At 70.2% G+C, this 19,040-nt stretch carries 18 protein-coding genes and 1 tRNA gene; 8 read left to right on the top strand and 11 right to left on the bottom strand.

Features of this window, described 5'->3' with window-relative positions; all coding sequences use genetic code 11:
* Positions 1-81 precede the first annotated feature (81 nt).
* Positions 82-1,230 carry an acyl-CoA dehydrogenase family protein gene (locus tag GWI24_RS10785; RefSeq protein ID WP_210945685.1) on the top strand — a complete coding sequence of 383 codons (1,149 nt, stop codon included), beginning with the start codon at positions 82-84 and terminating at the stop codon, positions 1,228-1,230.
* Between the two features lie 78 nt (positions 1,231-1,308).
* On the opposite strand, the gene GWI24_RS10780 is transcribed toward GWI24_RS10785, so the two are convergent.
* The 4 genes from GWI24_RS10780 to GWI24_RS10765 all read right to left on the bottom strand — a co-directional run bounded on the left by GWI24_RS10780 (position 1,309) and on the right by GWI24_RS10765 (position 4,750).
* The gene (locus GWI24_RS10780) at positions 1,309-1,662 is read right to left on the bottom strand and encodes a rhodanese-like domain-containing protein (protein WP_210945684.1); all 354 of its coding nucleotides are present in this window, start codon (positions 1,660-1,662) and stop codon (positions 1,309-1,311) included.
* A gap of 42 nt (positions 1,663-1,704) precedes the next feature.
* On the bottom strand, positions 1,705-2,529 hold the full coding sequence (locus GWI24_RS10775) for a hypothetical protein (RefSeq protein ID WP_037954507.1): 825 nt from the start codon (positions 2,527-2,529) through the stop codon (positions 1,705-1,707).
* A gap of 96 nt (positions 2,530-2,625) precedes the next feature.
* Positions 2,626-4,161 (bottom strand): DUF2252 domain-containing protein, encoded by a 1,536-nt coding sequence (locus tag GWI24_RS10770; RefSeq protein ID WP_210945697.1) that lies wholly within the window; start codon positions 4,159-4,161, stop codon positions 2,626-2,628.
* Positions 4,162-4,372: 211 nt separating this feature from the next.
* Complete coding sequence (locus GWI24_RS10765) at positions 4,373-4,750, bottom strand: helix-turn-helix domain-containing protein (protein WP_210945683.1); 378 nt, start codon at positions 4,748-4,750, stop codon at positions 4,373-4,375.
* Positions 4,751-4,864: 114 nt separating this feature from the next.
* Here GWI24_RS10765 and GWI24_RS10760 point away from each other — a divergent pair, with 114 nt between their 5' ends.
* On the top strand, positions 4,865-5,521 hold the full coding sequence (locus GWI24_RS10760; RefSeq protein WP_210945682.1) for an FMN-dependent NADH-azoreductase: 657 nt from the start codon (positions 4,865-4,867) through the stop codon (positions 5,519-5,521).
* Between the two features lie 209 nt (positions 5,522-5,730).
* Here the strand turns inward: GWI24_RS10760 and GWI24_RS10755 are convergent.
* A tRNA-Leu gene (locus GWI24_RS10755) sits at positions 5,731-5,817 on the bottom strand.
* A gap of 326 nt (positions 5,818-6,143) precedes the next feature.
* Here GWI24_RS10755 and GWI24_RS10750 point away from each other — a divergent pair.
* The 6 genes from GWI24_RS10750 (at position 6,144) to pknB (ending at position 14,292) form a co-directional block, all read left to right on the top strand.
* Positions 6,144-6,998, top strand: a complete 855-nt coding sequence (locus tag GWI24_RS10750; protein WP_210945681.1) for a DUF3662 and FHA domain-containing protein — start codon at positions 6,144-6,146, stop codon at positions 6,996-6,998.
* 10 nt (positions 6,999-7,008) lie between these two features.
* Positions 7,009-7,533 carry an FHA domain-containing protein gene (locus GWI24_RS10745; protein WP_210945680.1) on the top strand — a complete coding sequence of 175 codons (525 nt, stop codon included), beginning with the start codon at positions 7,009-7,011 and terminating at the stop codon, positions 7,531-7,533.
* Positions 7,534-7,608: 75 nt separating this feature from the next.
* Positions 7,609-9,204 carry a PP2C family serine/threonine-protein phosphatase gene (locus GWI24_RS10740; RefSeq protein WP_247616179.1) on the top strand — a complete coding sequence of 532 codons (1,596 nt, stop codon included), beginning with the start codon at positions 7,609-7,611 and terminating at the stop codon, positions 9,202-9,204.
* Between the two features lie 22 nt (positions 9,205-9,226).
* A complete protein-coding gene (locus tag GWI24_RS10735; protein WP_210945678.1) occupies positions 9,227-10,639 on the top strand; it encodes an FtsW/RodA/SpoVE family cell cycle protein in 1,413 nt (470 codons plus the stop codon).
* Positions 10,636-12,108, top strand: a complete 1,473-nt coding sequence (locus GWI24_RS10730; RefSeq protein ID WP_210945677.1) for a penicillin-binding protein 2 — start codon at positions 10,636-10,638, stop codon at positions 12,106-12,108. Before GWI24_RS10735 ends, GWI24_RS10730 begins: the two co-directional genes overlap by 4 nt.
* A gap of 165 nt (positions 12,109-12,273) precedes the next feature.
* Positions 12,274-14,292: a Stk1 family PASTA domain-containing Ser/Thr kinase gene (gene pknB, locus GWI24_RS10725; RefSeq protein WP_210945676.1), complete on the top strand. Its 2,019-nt coding sequence runs from the start codon at positions 12,274-12,276 to the stop codon at positions 14,290-14,292.
* 86 nt (positions 14,293-14,378) lie between these two features.
* On the opposite strand, the gene GWI24_RS10720 is transcribed toward pknB, so the two are convergent.
* The 6 genes from GWI24_RS10720 to GWI24_RS10695 all read right to left on the bottom strand — a co-directional run.
* Positions 14,379-15,119 carry a class E sortase gene (locus GWI24_RS10720; protein ID WP_210945675.1) on the bottom strand — a complete coding sequence of 247 codons (741 nt, stop codon included), beginning with the start codon at positions 15,117-15,119 and terminating at the stop codon, positions 14,379-14,381.
* Between the two features lie 40 nt (positions 15,120-15,159).
* Positions 15,160-16,791 carry a class E sortase gene (locus GWI24_RS10715; RefSeq protein WP_210945674.1) on the bottom strand — a complete coding sequence of 544 codons (1,632 nt, stop codon included), beginning with the start codon at positions 16,789-16,791 and terminating at the stop codon, positions 15,160-15,162.
* Positions 16,788-17,438, bottom strand: coding sequence for an aminodeoxychorismate/anthranilate synthase component II (locus GWI24_RS10710; protein ID WP_201856592.1), 651 nt, complete (start codon positions 17,436-17,438; stop codon positions 16,788-16,790). Before GWI24_RS10710 ends, GWI24_RS10715 begins: the two co-directional genes overlap by 4 nt.
* The gene (locus GWI24_RS10705; protein WP_020869946.1) at positions 17,435-17,611 is read right to left on the bottom strand and encodes a hypothetical protein; all 177 of its coding nucleotides are present in this window, start codon (positions 17,609-17,611) and stop codon (positions 17,435-17,437) included. Before GWI24_RS10705 ends, GWI24_RS10710 begins: the two co-directional genes overlap by 4 nt.
* 84 nt (positions 17,612-17,695) lie before the next feature.
* Positions 17,696-18,373, bottom strand: a complete 678-nt coding sequence (locus GWI24_RS10700; RefSeq protein WP_210945673.1) for a class E sortase — start codon at positions 18,371-18,373, stop codon at positions 17,696-17,698.
* A gap of 53 nt (positions 18,374-18,426) precedes the next feature.
* Positions 18,427-19,040 (bottom strand): DUF881 domain-containing protein (locus GWI24_RS10695; RefSeq protein ID WP_210945672.1); only part of this gene is annotated, 614 nt, incomplete at its 5' end.

Genomic DNA, 19,040 nt, shown 5'->3' with positions numbered 1-19,040 from the left:
GGCACCGGCGTTCCCTTCTTGTAGAACCTGTTCTATCTTGACGGGTCGTCAGATATAGCCGCGGCGCGGGAGGTACGGACAGTGGACTTCACCTTCACCGAGGAGCAGCAGGCGGCCGTCGAGGCGGCGAAGGCCGTCTTCTCCTCCGTCACGCCGGACAGCGTGCCCAGCCCCGCGCTGACCGCGGGCGCCGTCGCCGACGACTTCGACCGCGCGGTGTGGCGGAAGCTCGCCGAGGGCGATCTGCTGGGCCTGACCCTCGGCCCCCGGTACGGCGGCTCGGGCCTGGACCCGCTCGCCCTCTGCCTGGTGCTGCGGGAGTGCGGCCGGGTGCTGGCCCGGGTGCCGCTGCTGGAGTCCAGCGCCGCCGCACTGGCCGTGCAGCGCTACGGCGGGGACGAGCTGTGTGCCGATGTGCTGCCCCGGGCAGCCTGCGGTGAGCTGGTCCTCACCGTGGCCTCCAGCGGCCGCACCGGCCATGGCCCGGCCGAACTCGCCGTCCAGGCACGGCGGAACGGCGAGGGCTGGGTACTGGACGGCGTCCAGACCGCGGTCCCCTGGGCCCATGGCGCCGATCGCGTGCTGATCCCGGCCCACACCGGGGAGGGCGGTACGGTCCTCGCCCTGGTCCCCCGCGACCATGAGGGCGTCGCCCTCGAGGAGCAGATCTCCACCAGCGGTGAGCGGCAGGCCGAGATCCGGCTGGACGGGGTGCGGCTCGCCGACCGCGAGGTGCTGACCGCGGACGGCGCCTGGGAGTGGCTGCGCGACCTCCTCACCACCGGCACCTGCGCCCTCGCGCTGGGCCTCGGGTCGGCGGTGCTGGACCTCACCAGCTCGTATGTGAGCGAGCGCGAGCAGTTCGGCTTCCCGCTCGCCACCTTCCAGTCGGTCGCCGTGCAGACCGCCGACCGCTATATCGATCTACGGGCCATGGAGGCCACGCTGTGGCAGGCGGCCTGGCGGCTGTCCCTGGACGAGGAGCGGCCCACGGTGAGCGGGGCGCTGCCCATCGCGGGAGATGTCGCCGTGGCCAAGATCTGGGCCGCCGAGGGCGTGCGCCGCGTCGTCCAGACCGCCCAGCATCTGCACGGCGGCTTCGGCGCGGTCACCGACTACCCCCTGCACCGCTATCACGCCTGGGGCAAGCAGCTGGAGCTGTCGCTGGGATCCGCCGCCGCCCATGAGGAGGCGCTGGGCGAACTCCTCGCCGCCCACCCCCTCGGCTGATCGCCATCCCCCTGGTCTGATAGGCACGCCCCGCCGATCAGCAGGGAAGATCAGCAGGGAAGATCAGTAGGGAAACTTCTAGAGCACAAAGGCCCCTTCGGCGGTGCCGTCGGGGCCGCTCACCATCGGCCGGCCTGCCGCGTCCCAGGCGAGCATCCCGCCGTCCACGTTCACCGCGTCCAGCCCTTGCGCGACCAGATACTGCGTCACCTGGGCGGAGCGGCCGCCGACCCGGCACATCACATGCACCCGGCGCCCCTCGCCGGCCGCCGCGGTCAGCTCGTCGAACCGCGCCACGACCTGACCCATCGGGACGTGCAGCGCGCCCTCGACATGCCCGGCCGCCCACTCGTCGTCCTCCCGGACGTCCAGCAGAAGGCCATCGGCCGGTACCGCCGCCGCCTCCACCTGGGGAAGCTGGGCAAAATGCATCGGACACACCTCTCACACGACATCGTCAGTGCGGCAAACCTACTACCGCACCAGCTCCGCGAGCCGGGCCTCCTTCTCCGAGACCTGGGCCAGCAGCTGCTCGGCGATCTCGTCCAGCAGCCCATCGGGGTCCTCGGGCGCCATCTTGATCATCGCGCCGATCGCGCTCGACTCCAGCTCCGCGGCGACCGCGGCCAGCATCTCCTTGCGCTCGGCCAGCCACTCCAGCCGGGCGTACAGCTCCTCGCTGCGGCTCGCCCGCCGCTCCGGCGGCGGCGGACCGGCCTCCCACTCCTCGGCCAGCGCCCGCAGCGCCTCCTCGTCCCCGGCCGCGTACGCCGCGTTGACCCGCACGATGAAGGCACCGCGCCGCTCCCGTTCGGCCTCCTCCTCGGCCAGATCCGGATGGGCCTTACGGGCCAGCTCCCGGTAGATCCGGCGGGCCTCCTCGCTCGGCCGCACCCGCGGCGGCGGCTGCACGGGCCGCTCGGTGAGCATCGCGGCCGCCTCCGGCGAGAGCCCCTCCGAGTCGATCCAGCCGTGGAACAGCTCCTCCACGCCCGGCATCGGCTGCACCAGCCCCCGCGCCTCACGGGCCTTGCGGAGGTCCTCCGGATCGCCAGTGCGGGCCGCGAGCGCCTCGGCGATCAGCGCGTCCAACTCGTCGAGGCGCGAGTACATCGGCCCGAGCCGCTGGTGGTGCAGCCGGGAGAAGTTCTCCACCTCCACCCGGAAGGTCTCCACCGCTATCTCGAACTCGATCAGCGCCTGCTCGGCCGCGCGCACCGCCCGCTCCAGCCGCTCGGCGGCCTGAGTCTCCTCCTGCGACCGGTCGTGCGACTCCGCCTGGGGCTCCGCGTCCGACATCGACTGCCGTGCCTGCTGCTGCGCTTCCGGATTCGTCACCCGCTCAGACTACGTCCGGCGGTGATCGGCGACGGAGGTCATACCCCCGCCCGCGCCTCACACCCCCATCTCGGCCGCTATCCGTCCATTGCGCACCGCCATGACCAGCGCGGAGTGATCCGCTTCCGTGCGATCCGCGTACGCCACCGCGAAGGCGGCCACCGCCTCGTCCAGCTCCTCCCCCTTGCCGCAGTAACCGGCCAGCATCCGGGGGTCCGCGCTGTGGGAGTGCGCCCGGGCCAGCAGGGCCCCGGTCATCCGCCCGTAGTCGTCCATCTGGTCCGCGGCCAGGGCCGCCGGGTCCACGCTTCCCTTGCGGTTGCGGAACTGCCGCACCTGGTAATGCCGCCCCCGCACCGTGGTCCACCCCAGCAGGATGTCGCTGACCACCTGCATCCGCTTCTGGCCGAGCACCACCCGCCGCCCCTCGTGTGTGACATCCGGCACCTCGAAACCGGCCTTCGCCAGATGCGGCAGCAGCGCGGAGGGGCGCGCCTCCTTCACCTGGAGCACCAGCGGCTCGCCCCGGTGGTCGAGCAGCAGCACCACATAGGAGCGGGTGCCCACGCTGCCCGTGCCGACCACCCGGAACGCCACATCGTGCACCTCGTACCGCGAGAGCAGCGGCAGCCGGTCCTCCGGCAGCGTGCCCAGATATCCGGCGAGCGACGAGGCCACCGCAGCCGCCTCCGCGTCCGGCACCCTCCGCAGCACCGGCGGCGCGTCCACGAAGCGCCGGGCCGCCGGCCGGCCGGAGGAGCCCTCCTCGCCCGGCACGGGCTCGGTGGCCCGGGCGGCGTACCGCGCGCTGGTGTTCCGCCGGGCCTTCTCGGAGATCCGCTCCAACGTGCCCACCAGGTCCTTGGCATCCGTGTGGGAGACCAGCTCCTCGTCCGCGATCGCGTTCCACGCCTCCGTCGCCGGGAGCTTGGCCAGCAGCCGCACCGTGCGCCGATAGGCGCCCACCGCGTCCTGGGCGGCCGCCCGGCAGGTGTCCTCGTCGGCGCCCGCCTCCCGGCCGGCCAGCACCAGCGAGACCGCGAGCCGCTTCACATCCCACTCCCACGGACCGTGGACGGTCTCGTCGAAGTCGTTGAGATCGATGATCAGGCCACCGCGCGCATCCCCGTAGATCCCGAAGTTGGCGGCGTGGGCATCGCCACACAGCTGGGCCCCTATACCGGTCACCGGCGTGGTCGTGAGGTCGTGCGCCATCAGCCCGGCGGCCCCGCGCAGAAAGGAGAAGGGGTTCGCGGCCATCCGCCCCACCCGGATCGGGGTGAGCTCCGGCAGCCGCCCGGCGTTGGACCGCTCGACCGCCGCCACCGGATCCGGCCGCCCGGCGTCCCTCGGCGGCTCGGCATGGGCCGAGCGCGGCAGGCTCTTGCGCAGCGCCTTGCCCTGCTGCCGGGGAGAGGGGCCCTCACCGTGCCACACGGCGAAGCCCGGAACCGGCGGGAGCCGCCGGGCCGCCCCGCCCGCGGCATCCCCGTCGCTCGGCCCTCGCTCGCCGCTGCCGTCGCCTCGGCCGTTCGCTCCGGCTCGGCCGCCCTCGCCGCTGCCGTCGCCCTCAACGCTCCGGTCGTCCGTCATCGCGCCCCCGCCCTTCTCGCACACGACATCGACTGAATCGACTGAGCCGACCGTACCCCCTGTCGACCCACCTCGTCAGAGCCTGTGGAAAACCTTGACGATCATGACGAAACCCCAGATCAGAAGGCGGGTCCCCAGATCGGAAGGCGGGTCCCCAGATCGGAGGGCAGGACCCAGGAAGGCAGGCCCTCGGATCAGAAAGTGACCCGGCTCAGCCCCGGAACTGCTTCGGGCAGTCCTCGCCGCCCGAGGGCAGGTGGTTCTCCGCCCACCGCGACAGCTCCTTCAGCGCGGGCTCCAGCGCCTTCCCCGCGTCCGTCAGCCGGTAGGCCACCCGCAGCGGCGGCCCGGCGTCGACCTCCCGCACCACCAGGCCCGCCGTGGTGAGCTCGGTGAGCCGGTCCGACAGCATTCGCTCGCTGATCCCCGGGATGGCCCGCCGCAGGTCGGCGAAGTACGCCCCCTGCTCCGTCAGCACGGCCACGATCAGCCCCGTCCATCGCTTGCCGAACAGCTCGAAGAACCGTGTCATCTCGCCGTCGACCTGCTTGCAGGCCTGCTCGTTGTGGTCCCCACGATCCTTCGCCATGGAATACAGACTACTGCGTTCTGGTTCGGGACTACGAAAAAGTAAGCTACTGTGCCTTCTGTAGGTACGTAGGTATTACTGGCTCCTTCCCGAGCCTTGTCATTGGAGGCATCCATGCCGACTCTTCTGCACATCGACACCTCCGTCTTCCCCGGCGAAGCCTCCGCTTCCCGCTCGGTCACGGCCACCTTCCGCAAGGAATGGGAAGCCCAGCACCCGAACGGCACGGTGCTCTATCGCGACCTGGCCGCCGAGCCGCTGCCGCACCTGGACGGCCTCGCGGCCGCCGCCGGTTTCGCCGCTCCCGACCAGCGCTCCCCCGAGCAGCACGCCGCCTTCGCCCTGCGGGAGACCCTTGCCGGCGAGCTCGAGCAGGCCGACGTGGTCCTGATCGGCGCCCCGATGTACAACTTCACGATTCCCTCCACCCTCAAGGCGTGGCTGGACCACGTGATCATCATGGGCCGCACCGCGGGCGCCGAGGAGACCACCACCTCGGGTACCCCGACGATCGTCGTCGCCAGCCGCGGCGGCGGTTACGGCCCGGGCACCCCGCGGGAGAGCTTCGAGTTCGTGACGAACTACCTCGGGAAGGCCCTGGGCGACGGCCTCGGCCTCGATGTCACCTTCGTTGTGCCCGAACTCACGTTGGCCCGCAGCAATCCGGCCATGGCCGACCTGGTCGAGCTCTCGGACGCCTCCAAGGCAAAGGCCCATGAGGACGCCGCGGCCAAGGCCAAGGAGCTCGCCACGCGCTTCGCCGCCGCCTGATCCGACCGATCGGCCCGACCCGACTGATCCGGTCCCACCGGAGATCAGGTCACGCCGGACATCAGGCCGCAGGGGCCTCCTCTTCCCCGGGAGGCCCCTGCCGCTTTCTCAGGAAGCCTGTTTCCCAGGAAGCCTGGAAGACCCCTGCCACAAACGCGAAACGGGCCCCTCCGAGCGACTTTCGTCACTCCGGAGAGACCCGCTCCGACTGGTGCGCGAGGGGGGAGTTGAACCCCCACGCCCTTTCGGGCACTGGAACCTGAATCCAGCGCGTCTGCCTATTCCGCCACCCGCGCATGGGTGCTGCCGTCCGGCCACTCTTCCCGCTCCCCGGCCCGATCTTCTTGATCCGTCCGGTTCGTGCGGAGCGCCTTCCGACATCCAGAACACTAGCACGCCCCTCGGGGTGCATTCACACCCGTTACCGAGGCCTCCGCCCCCACCCGTCCGTAGAGCGTCACGGTTGCGGGACACTGTCGTCAGGGCACCTCTACGATCCCTGTGAGAGGTGACACTGCTCCGCAGGGCCAGGAAGGGGAACCACCCGATTTCCCGACGCGTGGATACGATCAGTAAGCAGTACCAGGACGACCCAGAGCACGACTGAGGAAGGAGGTGCCCGGTGGGAGTACTGAAACGCTTCGAGCAGCGTCTCGAGGGCCTCGTGAACGGCACCTTCGCCAAGGTGTTCAAGTCCGAGGTCCAGCCGGTCGAGATCGCCGGCGCGCTCCAGCGCGAGTGCGACAACAACGCCACGATCTGGAACCGCGACCGGACGGTCGTCCCCAACGACTTCATCGTCGAGCTCAGCGCGCCCGACTACGAGCGGCTCAGCCCGTATTCCGGACAGCTCGGCGACGAGCTGGCCGGTATGGTCCGCGACTACGCCAAGCAGCAGCGATACACCTTCATGGGCGCCATCAAGGTGCATCTGCAGAAGGCCGAGGACCTCGACACCGGCCTGTACCGGGTGCGCAGCCGGACCCTGGCCTCCAGCGAGTCCCAGAGCCCGGAAAGCCCACAGCAGGCGGCGGGCCGCGCCGGCGCCGGAGCGGCCCCGCAGCAGCGCCCCGGCGGTTACGGCTACCCCGCCCAGCCCGCCGGTGCCCCGCCGATGCCGTCCGCGCCCCCCGGCGCCCGTCCGGCGCCCCGCAGCGGCGGAGCGGCGACCGGCGTCGGAGCCCAGCCGCAGGGCCAGACCCGCCGCTGGATCGAGATCAACGGCACCCGCCACCAGATCTCCCGGCCCACGCTCGTTCTGGGCCGCTCCACCGATGCTGACGTGCGGATCGACGATCCCGGTGTCTCCCGCAGACACTGCGAGATCCGGGTCGGAACCCCACCGACCATCCAGGATCTCGGGTCGACGAACGGCATCGTGGTGGACGGACAGCACACCACGCGCGCTACGCTCCGCGACGGCTCGCGGATCGTCGTGGGCAGCACCACCATCGTTTACCGGCAAGCCGAAGGGTGAAGCGGGGGCAATGTCAGAGCTGACCCTCACGGTCATGCGGTTGGGTTTCCTCGCCGTACTGTGGCTGTTCGTCATCGTGGCCGTCCAGGTCATCCGCAGCGACCTGTTCGGGACCCGCGTGACCCAGCGCGGTTCGGCGCGGCGCGGCGCCCCCGACCGGCCGCAAGCGCAGCAGCAGCAGCGGCAGCAGAGCGCGCCGCCGCAGCAGCGCCAGCAGTCCGGGGGCCGCGGCCGCCGCGGTGCCCCCACCAAGCTGGTGGTCTCCGAGGGCACGCTCACCGGCACCACGGTCGCCCTGCAGGGGCAGACCATCACCCTCGGCCGTGCGCACGATTCAACAATCGTGCTGGACGACGACTACGCCTCCAGCCGGCATGCCAGGATCTACCCGGACCGTGACGGCCAGTGGATCGTCGAGGATCTCGGGTCCACCAACGGCACCTATCTCGACAGGACCCGACTCACCACACCGACACCGATTCCGCTGGGTGCGCCGATTCGTATCGGCAAGACCGTCATCGAGCTGCGGAAGTAGTAGGACCATGACGACCGGAGGGTGGGCAGCGTGGTTGGCAAGGGGCTGTACCCGGAGCCGACGGGCGAGGTGCGCATGAGTCTGTCACTGCGTTTCGCGGCCGGATCTCACAAGGGCATGATCCGGGAGGGCAACGAGGACTCCGGCTACGCCGGTCCCCGGCTGCTCGCGATCGCCGACGGCATGGGTGGCCAGGCCGCCGGCGAGGTCGCCAGCTCCGAGGTGATCTCCACCCTCGTCCAGCTCGACGACGACGTCCCGGGCTCGGACATCCTGACGTCCCTCGGCAGTGCCGTGCAGCGGGCCAATGACCAGCTGCGCGTCATGGTCGAGGAGGACCCGCAGCTGGAGGGCATGGGCACCACGCTCACCGCCCTGCTATGGACCGGCCAGCGGCTCGGTCTGGTGCACGTCGGCGACTCGCGCGCGTATCTGCTGCGCGACGGGGTGCTCACCCAGATCACCCAGGACCACACCTGGGTGCAGCGCCTGGTCGACGAGGGCCGGATCACCGAGGAGGAGGCGGGCACCCACCCGCAGCGCTCCCTGCTGATGCGCGCGCTGGGCAGCGGCGACCATGTGGAGCCCGATCTGTCCATCCGCGAGGTCCGGGCCGGTGACCGCTATCTGATCTGCTCCGACGGCCTGTCCGGCGTCGTGAGTCACCAGACCCTCGAGGACACCCTCGCCAGCTACCAGGGCCCCCATGAGACCGTGCAGGAGCTGATCCAGCTCGCGCTGCGCGGCGGCGGCCCCGACAACATCACCTGCATCGTCGCCGACGTCCTGGACGTCGACGGCGCCGACACCCTCGCCGCCCAGCTCAACGACACCCCCGTGATCGTGGGCGCGGTCGCCGAGAACCAGGTCCCGCTCGGGGACGGCGGCGCCGCGCACACCCCCGCGGGCCGGGCCGCCGAGCTCGGCCGGTCCGTACCGCCGCAGCAGGGCGACGCGCACGGCGGCTTCGGACCGCCCGGCAGCGGCGATCCGGCCATCGGCGGTATGCCGCAGGGTAGTTACGGCGACTACGCCGACGGCGACTTCACCAAGAAGAGCGGCCGCAAGACATGGGCCAAGCGGTCGCTCTTCATCGTGCTCGGCCTCGCCGTGATCGGTGGCGGCCTCTACGGCGGCTATCGCTGGACCCAGACGCAGTACTACGTGGGCTCCAACGGCGACCATGTCGCGATCTACCAGGGCATCAGCCAGGATCTGGCCTGGATCAAGCTCAACAAGGTCCATGAGGACCACCGCGAGATCGAACTCAAGTACCTCCCGGCCGACCAGCGCGGCCGTGTGGAGGACACGATCACGGTCAGCGGACTGGGCCAGGCCCAGGACAAGACCAAGGACCTCGCCACCCTCGCCAGCGCCTGCAAGAAGGCCGATGCCCAGGAGAAGGCCGAGGAGAGCCAGAAGGACCTCACCGGCGGCGACAAGGGCAAGGGCGACAAGGCGCCCAGTGGCGGTGCGTCCAACAGCGCCGACCCGTCCCAGAGCAGCAGTGGCAAGCCCGGGGACCAGAAGAACGAGAACCAGCTCGGGGCGCAAGCCGCCAAGGCCACCACCAAGCCCACGCCGACGACGTCTCCCACTCCGAAGCCCGGCCCCACCCTCTCGGAGGAGGAGAAGAAGTTGGTCCCGCAGTGCAGCAGCACCCAGCAGTGAAGCCGTAAGGGGCCGTCCACCCATGAGCAGTAGTACGACCAACACGACGACGATCAGTACGGCCGGGCCGCCGAGCAGGCGGAACACCGAGCTGGCCATGCTCGTCTTCGCGGTGATCATTCCGGTCTTCGCCTACGCCAACGCGGGCCTGGCGCTCAGCGACGAGATGCCCTCCGGCATGCTCAGCTACGGCCTCGGGCTCGGTCTGCTGGCCGGCGTCGGCCATCTGGTGGTCCGGAAGTTCGCCCCGTACGCGGACCCGCTGCTGCTGCCGATCGCCACGCTCCTCAACGGGCTGGGGCTGGTGCTCATCTGGCGGCTGGACCAGTCCAGGCGGCTGGCCCAGCGGGCGAAGGACGCCGGGCTGGCCTTCGCGCCCTCGGCCCCCAACCAGCTGATCTACTCGGCACTGGGCGTCGCCCTCTTCGTCGGCGTCCTGATCCTGCTCAAGGACCACCGCCTCCTCCAGCGCTACACCTACATCTCCATGGTGGCGGCGCTGATCCTGCTGATCCTTCCGATGTTCTTCCCGGCGCGTTTCGGCGCCCGCATCTGGATCACCGTCGGCAGCTTCTCCATCCAGCCCGGTGAGTTCGCCAAGATCATCATCGCCGTGTTCTTCTCCGGCTATCTGATGGTCAAGCGGGACGCGCTCGCCCTGGCCAGCCGCCGTTTCATGGGGCTGTACCTGCCGCGCGGCCGCGACCTCGGCCCGATCCTGGTGGTCTGGGGGATGAGCATCCTCATCCTGGTCTTCGAGACCGACCTGGGCACCTCGCTGCTGTTCTTCGGCCTCTTCGTCGTGATGCTGTACGTCGCCACCGAGCGCACCAGCTGGATCGTCTTCGGTCTGCTGATGTCCGCGGCCGGCGCGGTCGGCGTCGCCACCTTCGAACCGCACGTCCAGTCGCGTGTGGACGCCTGGCTCCAGCCCTTCGAGGTGGCCAAGAACGGAGGCAGTGACCAGATCGCCCAGGCACTGATGGCCTTCGGCTCCGGTGGCGTCTTCGGCACCGGCCTCGGCCAGGGCAACTCCGACCTCATCGGCTTCGCCGCCAACTCCGACTTCATCCTGGCCACTGTCGGCGAGGAGCTCGGGCTCGCGGGCACCATGGGGCTCCTGCTGCTCTACGGCCTGATCGTGGAGCGCGGTGTGCGCACCGCCCTCGCCGCCCGTGACCCGTTCGGCAAGCTGCTGGCCATCGGCCTCTCCGCGGCCTTCGCCATCCAGGTCTTCGTCGTGGCGGGCGGTGTGATGGGCCTCATCCCGCTGACCGGTATGACCATGCCGTTCATCGCGCAGGGTGGTTCGTCCGTCATCGCCAACTGGGCGCTCGTCGCCATCCTGATCAAGGTCAGCGACACCGCGCGCCGCCCGGCGCCGACGCCCGCTCCCACCACAGACGCCGAGATGACCCAGGTGGTCCGACCGTGAACAAGCCCCTGCGCCGAATCGCGATCTTCTGCGGACTCCTCGTCCTCGCCCTGCTGGTGCGGGACAACTGGATCCAGTACGTCCAGGCCGACGAGCTGAAGAACCACGACGGAAACCACCGGGTTCTGATCGCCCGTTACAGCCAGCCACGCGGCAACATCATCGTCGACGGCCAGCCGATCACCGGATCCGCCGAGACCAACGGCATCGACTTCAAGTACAAGCGCACCTACAAGGACGGCCCCATGTGGGCGCCGGTCACGGGGTACGCCTCGCAGGCGTACGACGCCAACCAGATCGAGAAGATCGAGGACGGCATCCTTACGGGCAACGACGACCGCCTCTTCTTCAACCGGACGATCGACATGATCACCGGCAAGAAGCAGAAGGGCGGCGACGTCATCACCACCCTGAACCGCAAGGCCCAGGAGGCCGCGTTCAAGGGCCTCGGTGACAAGAAGGGCGCCGTCGCCGCGCTCGACCCGCGCACCGGCAAGATCCTCGCCCTCGCCTCCACGCCGAGCTACGACCCGTCGAAGATCGCGGGCGCCACCTCCAAGGACAAGGAGGCGTGGCTCGGGCTCCAGCCGAAGACGGACAAGGACAACCCGATGCTCAACCGGGCGCTCCGTCAGACCTACCCGCCCGGCTCGACCTTCAAGGTCGTCACCGCCGCGGCCGCGCTGGAGAACGGCAAGTACACCGACATCGACGCGCCGACCAACTCGCCGGACCCCTGGAAGCTCCCGCTGTCCACCCAGCCCCTGCCCAACGAGGGGAACATCCCCTGCAAGAACGCCTCGCTGCGGCAGGCACTCCGCTACTCCTGCAACACGGTCTTCGGCAAGCTCGGTGACGACCTCGGCAAGGAGAAGATGCGGGAGCAGGCCGAGAAGTTCGGCTTCAACGAGACGGTCGACACCCCCGTCCGCGCTTACGCCAGCGTCTACCCCGAGGACATGGACCGGCCGGGCAACGCGATGTCGTCCATCGGCCAGTTCGACAACCGGGCCACCCCGCTCCAGATGGCGATGATCGCCTCCGCGGTCGCCAACGACGGCAAGCTGATGAAGCCTTACATGGTCGACTCGCTGCGCGCCCCCAACCTCAACACCATCGAGCAGACCGACCCGGAGCAGATGAGCCAGCCGCTCAGCTCGGAGAACGCCCAGAAGCTCCAGAGCATGATGGAGACCGTGGTCAAGGAGGGCACCGGCACCAGCGCCCAGATCCCGGGCGTCACGGTCGGTGGCAAGACCGGTACCGCGCAGCACGGCGTGGCCAACAGCAAGAACCCCTACGCGTGGTTCATCTCCTACGCCAAGGGCGACGACGGCTCGCCGGTCGCGGTCGCGGTCGTCATCGAAGGGTCCAACACCCTCCGCGGCGACATCGCCGGTGGCAAGCTGGCCGCGCCGATCGCCAAGAGCGTGATGCAGGCCGTACTGGAAACCGAGCGCGACAAGTGACCCCCGTCACGTCCGGATGCCAATCCCGCACGTCGCCGTACCGGTCCGGTATCAGATAGCCACTGAGGCCGGGTCCCGTAAGACGTGCCGGGTACGGTATGCGCGAGCAGCACTTCGCCGGCCCACAGGTGCGGCCGGGAACCACGGAAGAGGGCTGGAGTAGCTATGGAAGAGCCGCGTCGCCTCGGCGGCCGGTATGAGCTGGGCTCAGTGCTCGGCCGCGGTGGCATGGCGGAGGTCTACCTCGCGCACGACACCCGCCTCGGCCGTACTGTCGCTGTGAAGACGCTCCGGGCTGACCTCGCCCGTGACCCGTCCTTCCAGGCTCGGTTCCGCCGAGAGGCCCAGTCGGCCGCCTCGCTCAACCATCCCGCGATCGTCGCGGTCTACGACACCGGCGAGGACTACGTCGACGGCGTCTCGATCCCGTACATCGTGATGGAGTACGTCGACGGTTCCACGCTGCGTGAGCTCCTTCACTCGGGCAGAAAGCTGCTCCCCGAGCGCTCGCTGGAGATGACCACCGGCATCCTCCAGGCCCTCGAGTACTCACACCGCAACAACATCGTCCACCGGGACATCAAGCCTGCCAACGTCATGCTCACGCGGGACGGCCAGGTCAAGGTGATGGACTTCGGCATCGCCCGGGCCATGGGCGATGCCGGTATGACCATGACGCAGACGGCCGCCGTCATCGGCACCGCCCAGTACCTCTCCCCCGAGCAGGCCAAGGGCGAGACCGTCGACGCGCGCAGCGACCTGTACTCCACCGGCTGTCTGCTCTACGAACTGCTGACCGTAAGGCCGCCGTTCGTGGGCGACTCCCCGGTGGCCGTCGCCTATCAGCATGTGCGGGAGGAACCGCAGCCGCCGAGCACGTACGACCCCGAGATCACCCCGGAGATGGACGCCATCGTCCTGCGGGCGCTGGTCAAGGACCCCGACTACCGCTACCAGTCGGCCGACGAGATGCGCGCCGACATCGAGGCGGCCCTGGAGGGCCAGCCGGTGGCCGCCACCGCCGCCCTGGGCGCGGTCGGCTACGGCTCCGACGACCAGCCCACCGCGATGCTGCGGCCGCAGAACTCCGGCGCCGGGGCGCAGACCTCGATGCTCCCGCCGATGCGCGAGGACGACGGCGGCTTCGGCTACGACGAGCGGCCGGACCGCGGGCGGGGGCGCGGGGGCCCCGACAAGAAGAGCAACCTCTCCACGATCCTGCTGATCATCGCCGGGATACTGGTGCTGGTCGGTGCGATCTTCATCGGGAAGTCGCTGTTCGCCGGCGGTAAGAACGACGGCATGGTCCCGGTCCCCAATCTCGTCGGCAAGACGCTCGAGGACGCCAAGAGCCAAGGGGAGAACGGCGACTTCAAGGTCAAGAACGTCGGCTCCAAGTTCTGCGAGAACGCGGACAAGAACACCGTCTGTGAGCAGACCCCCAAGGGCGGCGACGAGGTCAAGCGGTACGGCACGGTCGAACTGACCATGTCCAAGGGCCCCAAGCCCGCGGCCAGGGTCGAGGTTCCCGACGTCCTGAACGTGCAGTACGAATCGGCCAAGCAACAGCTCGAGGCCAAGGGCTTCAACGTCGAGCAGAAGACCGAGCAGTCGGACCAGACCGCCGGCAAGGTGATCGACCAGGACCCGAAGGGCGGCAAGAAGGTCGCGAAGGGCGCCACGATCACCCTGACCGTCGCCGAGGCCCAGCAGAAGGTCGTCGTCCCGGACGTGACCACGCAGAAGGTCGAGGACGCCACGAAGTCGCTCCAGGGCAAGGGCCTCAAGGTCCAGACCCAGGAGGTCGAGAACGGCGACGTCGAGGCCGGCACGGTCACCGACCAGACGCCCAAGGGCGGCCAGGAGGTCCTGCCCGGTTCGACGGTCACGCTGACCGTCGCCAAGGAGCCCGCGCAGGACGAGAACGTGCCGGTTCCCAACCTGGGCGGCCAGAAGCTCAAGGACGCCAAGAAGGCGCTCCAGGACCTGGGCCTCAACGTGGGCAACATCGCCGGTCCGCAGGACGACAACGCCACCGTGGTGGCCAGCCAGCCCGGCGCGGGCACCCAGGTGCCCAAGGGCCAGTCCGTGAACCTCGTCACGGTCGCCGGGCAGGGTGGCAACGGCGGAGACGGCGGCGGTGACAACGGCGGAGGCATCTTCGGCGGCCAGAACGGCTTCTAGCCGGCCTCCGGGCACCGTGACACGGGAAGCCCCCGGCACCCTGAGAGGGTGCCGGGGGCTTCTCCGTGCTCCGGGCCTGCCGGGGGCTAGCGCAGTTCCTCGGGGGGCGTGCGGTCCGCGTCGACCTTCTCGGTGCGCTCCAGTTCGCCCCACACGATGTAGCGGTGGCGGGAGGTGTAGACGGGGGTGCAGGTCGACAGCGTGATGTAGCGGCCCGGCCGCTTCCGGCCCGACTCCTTCGGGACCGCGTCCAGCACGTCCACGTTGTACTTCGAGGTCTCCGGCAGCGTCGCGTAGACCTTGTAGACGTACCAGGTGTCGCGGGTCTCGAAGACCACCGGGTCGCCCTCGTGGACCTTGTCGATGTTGTGGAACTTCGCGCCGTGCCCGTCCCGGTGCGCGGCCAGGCTGAAGTTGCCCTTCTTGGCCCACGGCATCGCGGACTTGACCGGCTTGGTGTAGTAGCCGGCGACGCCGTCGTTGAGGGTCTCGGTGCTGGTGCCCTTCTTGACCAGCACCTCGCCGTTGTGCATGGACGGCACGTGCAGGAAGCCGATGCCGCTCTTGGTGTCCAGCTTGCCCGGCCCCTGCTGTGCCCAGTGCTTGCGCACCCGGTCGCCCTGCTTCTTCGCCTCACGGTCGGCCAGGACGTTGGTCCACCACAGCGAGTAGACGACGAACAGGGCCAGGATCAGCCCCGCGGTGATCAGCAGCTCGCCGAAGACGGCGATGGCCGCGGCCACCCGTCCACGGCCGGGACGGCGGCTGGGCGTTGCGGGCGGGCCGGGATGCCGGTCCTGCCGCTCGTCGTGGTCGGTCCGTGCCACCGCGTCGTACCCCTTTTTCTGGTTTCCCGGCTGTTCCCGCTCATTCCACCAGCGCGTCCGGCTTTCCCTCGCTACGCGGCCGCTCCTCGACCATCTTGCCCCAGACGATCATCCGGTAGGTGCTGGTGAACTCCGGGGTGCAGGTGGTCAGCGTGATGTACCGCCCCGGTTCGGTGAAGCCGGAGCCGGGCGGCACCGGCTTGATGACGCCCGTGTTGGACGGCGATGTCTGCGGCAGGATGCTGCTCATCGCATAGGTGTAGTACCGGCTCTGCGTCTCGACGACGATCTCGTCGCCGGGCTTGAGGCGGTTGATGTAGCGGAACGGCTCGCCATGGGTGTTGCGGTGCCCGGCGAGCGCGAAGTTGCCCTTCTTGTCCCACGGCATGGCGGTCTTCAGCGGGCTCTTGCCGTAGTGGCCGACCATGCCGCGGTCGAGGACCTTGTGCTTGTCGATGCCCTCCGCGATCGGGGCCTTCACATCCAGCTTGGGGATGTAGATGATCGCGAACCCCTGTCCGGGGGAGAAGGTGCCCGGGTCCCGCTCGTCGCCGCTCTCGTCCCACTTCTTCTGCAGGTTGTTGGCGGCGCCGTTGGCCTGCTGATGGGCAAGGATGTTCGTCCACCACAACTGATAGGTGACGAAGAGCAGCATCACCACGCCGAGCGTGATGAACAGCTCGCCGACCACCCGGCTCGCCACCACCCCGGGGCTGTCCTTGCGCGCCCGCGCGGCGCGCCTGGCCTCCATACGGGTGCGGGGCCGTGCGTCCCCGGCGCTCCCCGCGCCCTCCGCGTCCAGTGTGGCGCCCGCTTCCGCCGAGCCGCGCCGGGCGCGGGAGCCATGTTTTCCGGCGCGCTTCCCGGCCCCCTGGGCGGCCTTACGGCGGGCGGCCCGGCCGCCGGGCGCGGGCTCGGGATCGCCGTCCCGGTCCGCCTCGACCTTGCGCAGCAACATGGTCCGGTCGGCGGGCGGTGCCTCCACGGCGCGCAGGGCGACCGTCTCGTCGTCGCCCCGGGGCGGCACCGGGGGCAGGACGGCCGTCTCGGCGGCCTCCGGGGCGCGTGCGGAGGCCTCGGCGGACCGTGGGGACGGCCCCGGGGCGCGGGTGGGCGTCGGCGTCTGGGCGGCGTGTGCGGTCCCTGAGGGCCCCGTGGGGGCCGTACGGGCGCGTCTGCGCCCCGTGGGCGGCCCGACCGCCTCAGCGGCCTCCTCCGACCCCGAGGGGGCCGTACGGGCGCGTCTGCGCCCCGTGGGCGGCCCGGCCGGCTCAGCGGCCTCCTCCCCCGAGGCGGCCGTACGAGCGCGGCGACGCCCCGTGGGCGGCCCGGCCGGCTCAGCGGCCTGCTCCGGCTCCGCGGAGGAGGTCGGGCGGGCGCGCCGCCTGCGACCGGTGGGCGGCGGCACGGAGAGCGACGCGGTGCCCACGGCGCGCCCCGTGGGCCCGGCCGGGGCGGAGTCCGGCAGCGGGTCGGTCAGCGGGTCCCGCAGACCCTCCGCAGTCGCCGGGAACGCGTCCGGGTCCCCATGGGCGCCGTGCGCGCCAGGGGCGCCGTGCGCGCCAGGGGCGGCGGGGGCGGCAGGCTGCTCATGAGACCCGTAAGGCGCGTACGGGGCAGGCTCCCGGGCGCCCTGGGAGGCGCCCTCGCGCTCGGGGCGCGGTCCGGTCACTCGCCGGCCTTACCGCCGACCGCCCCGACCACCGGGGCGAGCCCCGCGGACCGCCCCACGGCATCCGTGTCCCCGCACTCCACCAGCCAGTTGGCGAGCATCCGGTGGCCCCATTCGGTGAGGACCGACTCGGGGTGGAACTGGACGCCCTCGACCCGCAGTTCACGGTGGCGCAGACCCATGGCGATGCCGGTCTCCGTCCAGGCCGTGATCTCCAGCTCGGGGGGCACCGTCCCCCGTTCCACGGCCAGCGAGTGATAGCGGGTGGCGGTGAAGGGGGTGGGCAGCCCGCTGAAGACGCCGGCTCCCTCGTGGGTCACCAGCGAGGTCTTGCCGTGCAGCAGCTCCGGGGCCCGTCCGACGACGCCGCCGTACGCGACGGCCATGGACTGCATCCCCAGGCAGACGCCGAACACCGGTACGCCGGTGCCCGCGCAGTGCCGCACCATGTCGACGCAGACTCCGGCCTCCTCCGGGGTGCCGGGCCCGGGGGACAGCAGGACCCCGTCGAAGCCGTCCTGGGCGTGGCCGAGGGAGACCTCGTCGTTCCGCACCACCTCGCACTCGGCGCCGAGCTGGTAGAGGTACTGGACGAGGTTGAAGACGAAGCTGTCGTAGTTGTCGACGACCAGGATGCGCGCGCTCATCGCGGACCCGCCATTCCCTGGTCGACCGTCACGTCATTGAACGGCAGCAGGGGCTCCGCCCAGGGGAAGACGTACTGGAAGAGCACGAAGACGATCGCCAGCACCAGCACGAGCGAAATCAGTGCCCGCACCCATGCGTTACCCGGCAGATGCCGCCAGATCCAGCCGTACATGCCATCCCTACTCACCGATGACGAAGTCGATTGCAGCACCGGAGTGCAGCACCAGAGTAAGGGGCGAGGGGTGGGGCCGGAGGGTCAGCTGTACAAAGCCTTGGGCTTGCCTTGGGCTACGGATTGGGTCGCGTCGAGGTGTGCCCAGGTGATCAGCCGGTGGCTGTGGCCCCACTCCGGCTCGCAGGTCGTCAGCGTGAGATAGCGGCCGGGGCGCCGGAAGCCGGACGCGCGCGGCACCGGATCGATCACCCCGGTGTCGGTCGGCAGGGTGCGATAGGGCCGCCGGTCGACGCGGTAGGTGAACCAGGTGGTGCCGTCGGTCAGCACCACCGCGTCGCCGGGGCGCAGCTCGGGGAAGTCCTTGAAGGGGTCGCCGTAGGTGCGGCGGTGCCCGGCGACGGCGAAGTTGCCGAGGGCGCCGAGGCGGGCGGTGCGGGAGTAGTGGCCGAGCCCCTTCTTCAGGGTGCCGGTGGCGGTGCCCTCGAGGACGGGCTTGGCCCAGTCGGCGCCGAAGCGCGGGATGTACATGATCGAGAAGGAGGCGCCGGGCTCGTAGCGGCGGGGCTTCGGCGAGGGCTCGGCACCGGCGCTGACCGTGCCGGTGGCCCAGCGGTCCTGGAGGTGGTCGATCTCGCCGTCCATGGCGCGGTCGGCCCGTACGGAGGTCCAGTACAGGACGTAGACCACCAAAAGGATGATCAAGGCTCCGGCGGTGACGCAGATCTCACTGAGCGTCCTGACGATCAGCCGCGTTCTCATCGGCCCCCACTGTCCGCCCCGCTGACCCGGCGCCGCGCGCCGGTTCGCCGGTGCTATCCGATGGGCTGTGCCTGGTGCAGATCCACTGTGCCGGAGTAGCCGGGAAGAGTCACCGTGTCGTGCTGGTCGACTTTCCAGCCGAGGCCGTACGCGTCGACATAGCTGCGGTAGTTCTGGATCGCGGGCGAGGCGGCGAGGGCGGCACCCAGCTTGTCCCGGTCACCCACGGCGGTGACCTTGTAGGGCGGCGAGTAGACCTGGCCCTGCAGGATCAGGGTGTTGCCGACGCAGCGCACCGCGCTGGTGGAGATCAGCCGCTGGTCCATGACCTTGATCCCCTCGGCACCGCCCTGCCACAGCGCGTTGACCACGGCCTGGAGATCCTGCTGGTGGATGACGAGATCGTTGGGCTGGGGATCCGGGACGCCGGGGATCTGCGGGGTGGCGTTCGGCGGGGCGTCGGTGAGGGTCACGGTGAGCCCGGGGCCAGTGAGCTTCTTGGTGCCCGCGGTCTCCTCCAGCTCGGCCAGCTTGCGGCGCTCGGCCTGGGTGCTGCCGTTGTCCCGCCGGGCGAGGGCGTCGACCTCGGAGCGTATTTTGGCGGTGCTGTCGTCCAGGGTGCCGTTCTTACGGCTGCGTTCCTGGATGAGATCGGAGAGCCGCAGCA

The sequence above is a fragment of the Streptomyces sp. MK37H genome, from assembly GCF_018035285.1.
Lineage (GTDB): Bacteria > Actinomycetota > Actinomycetes > Streptomycetales > Streptomycetaceae > Streptomyces > Streptomyces endocoffeicus.
The sequence above is the reverse complement of the archived record's forward strand: the minus strand, read 5'-3'. Positions and strand labels throughout refer to the sequence as shown.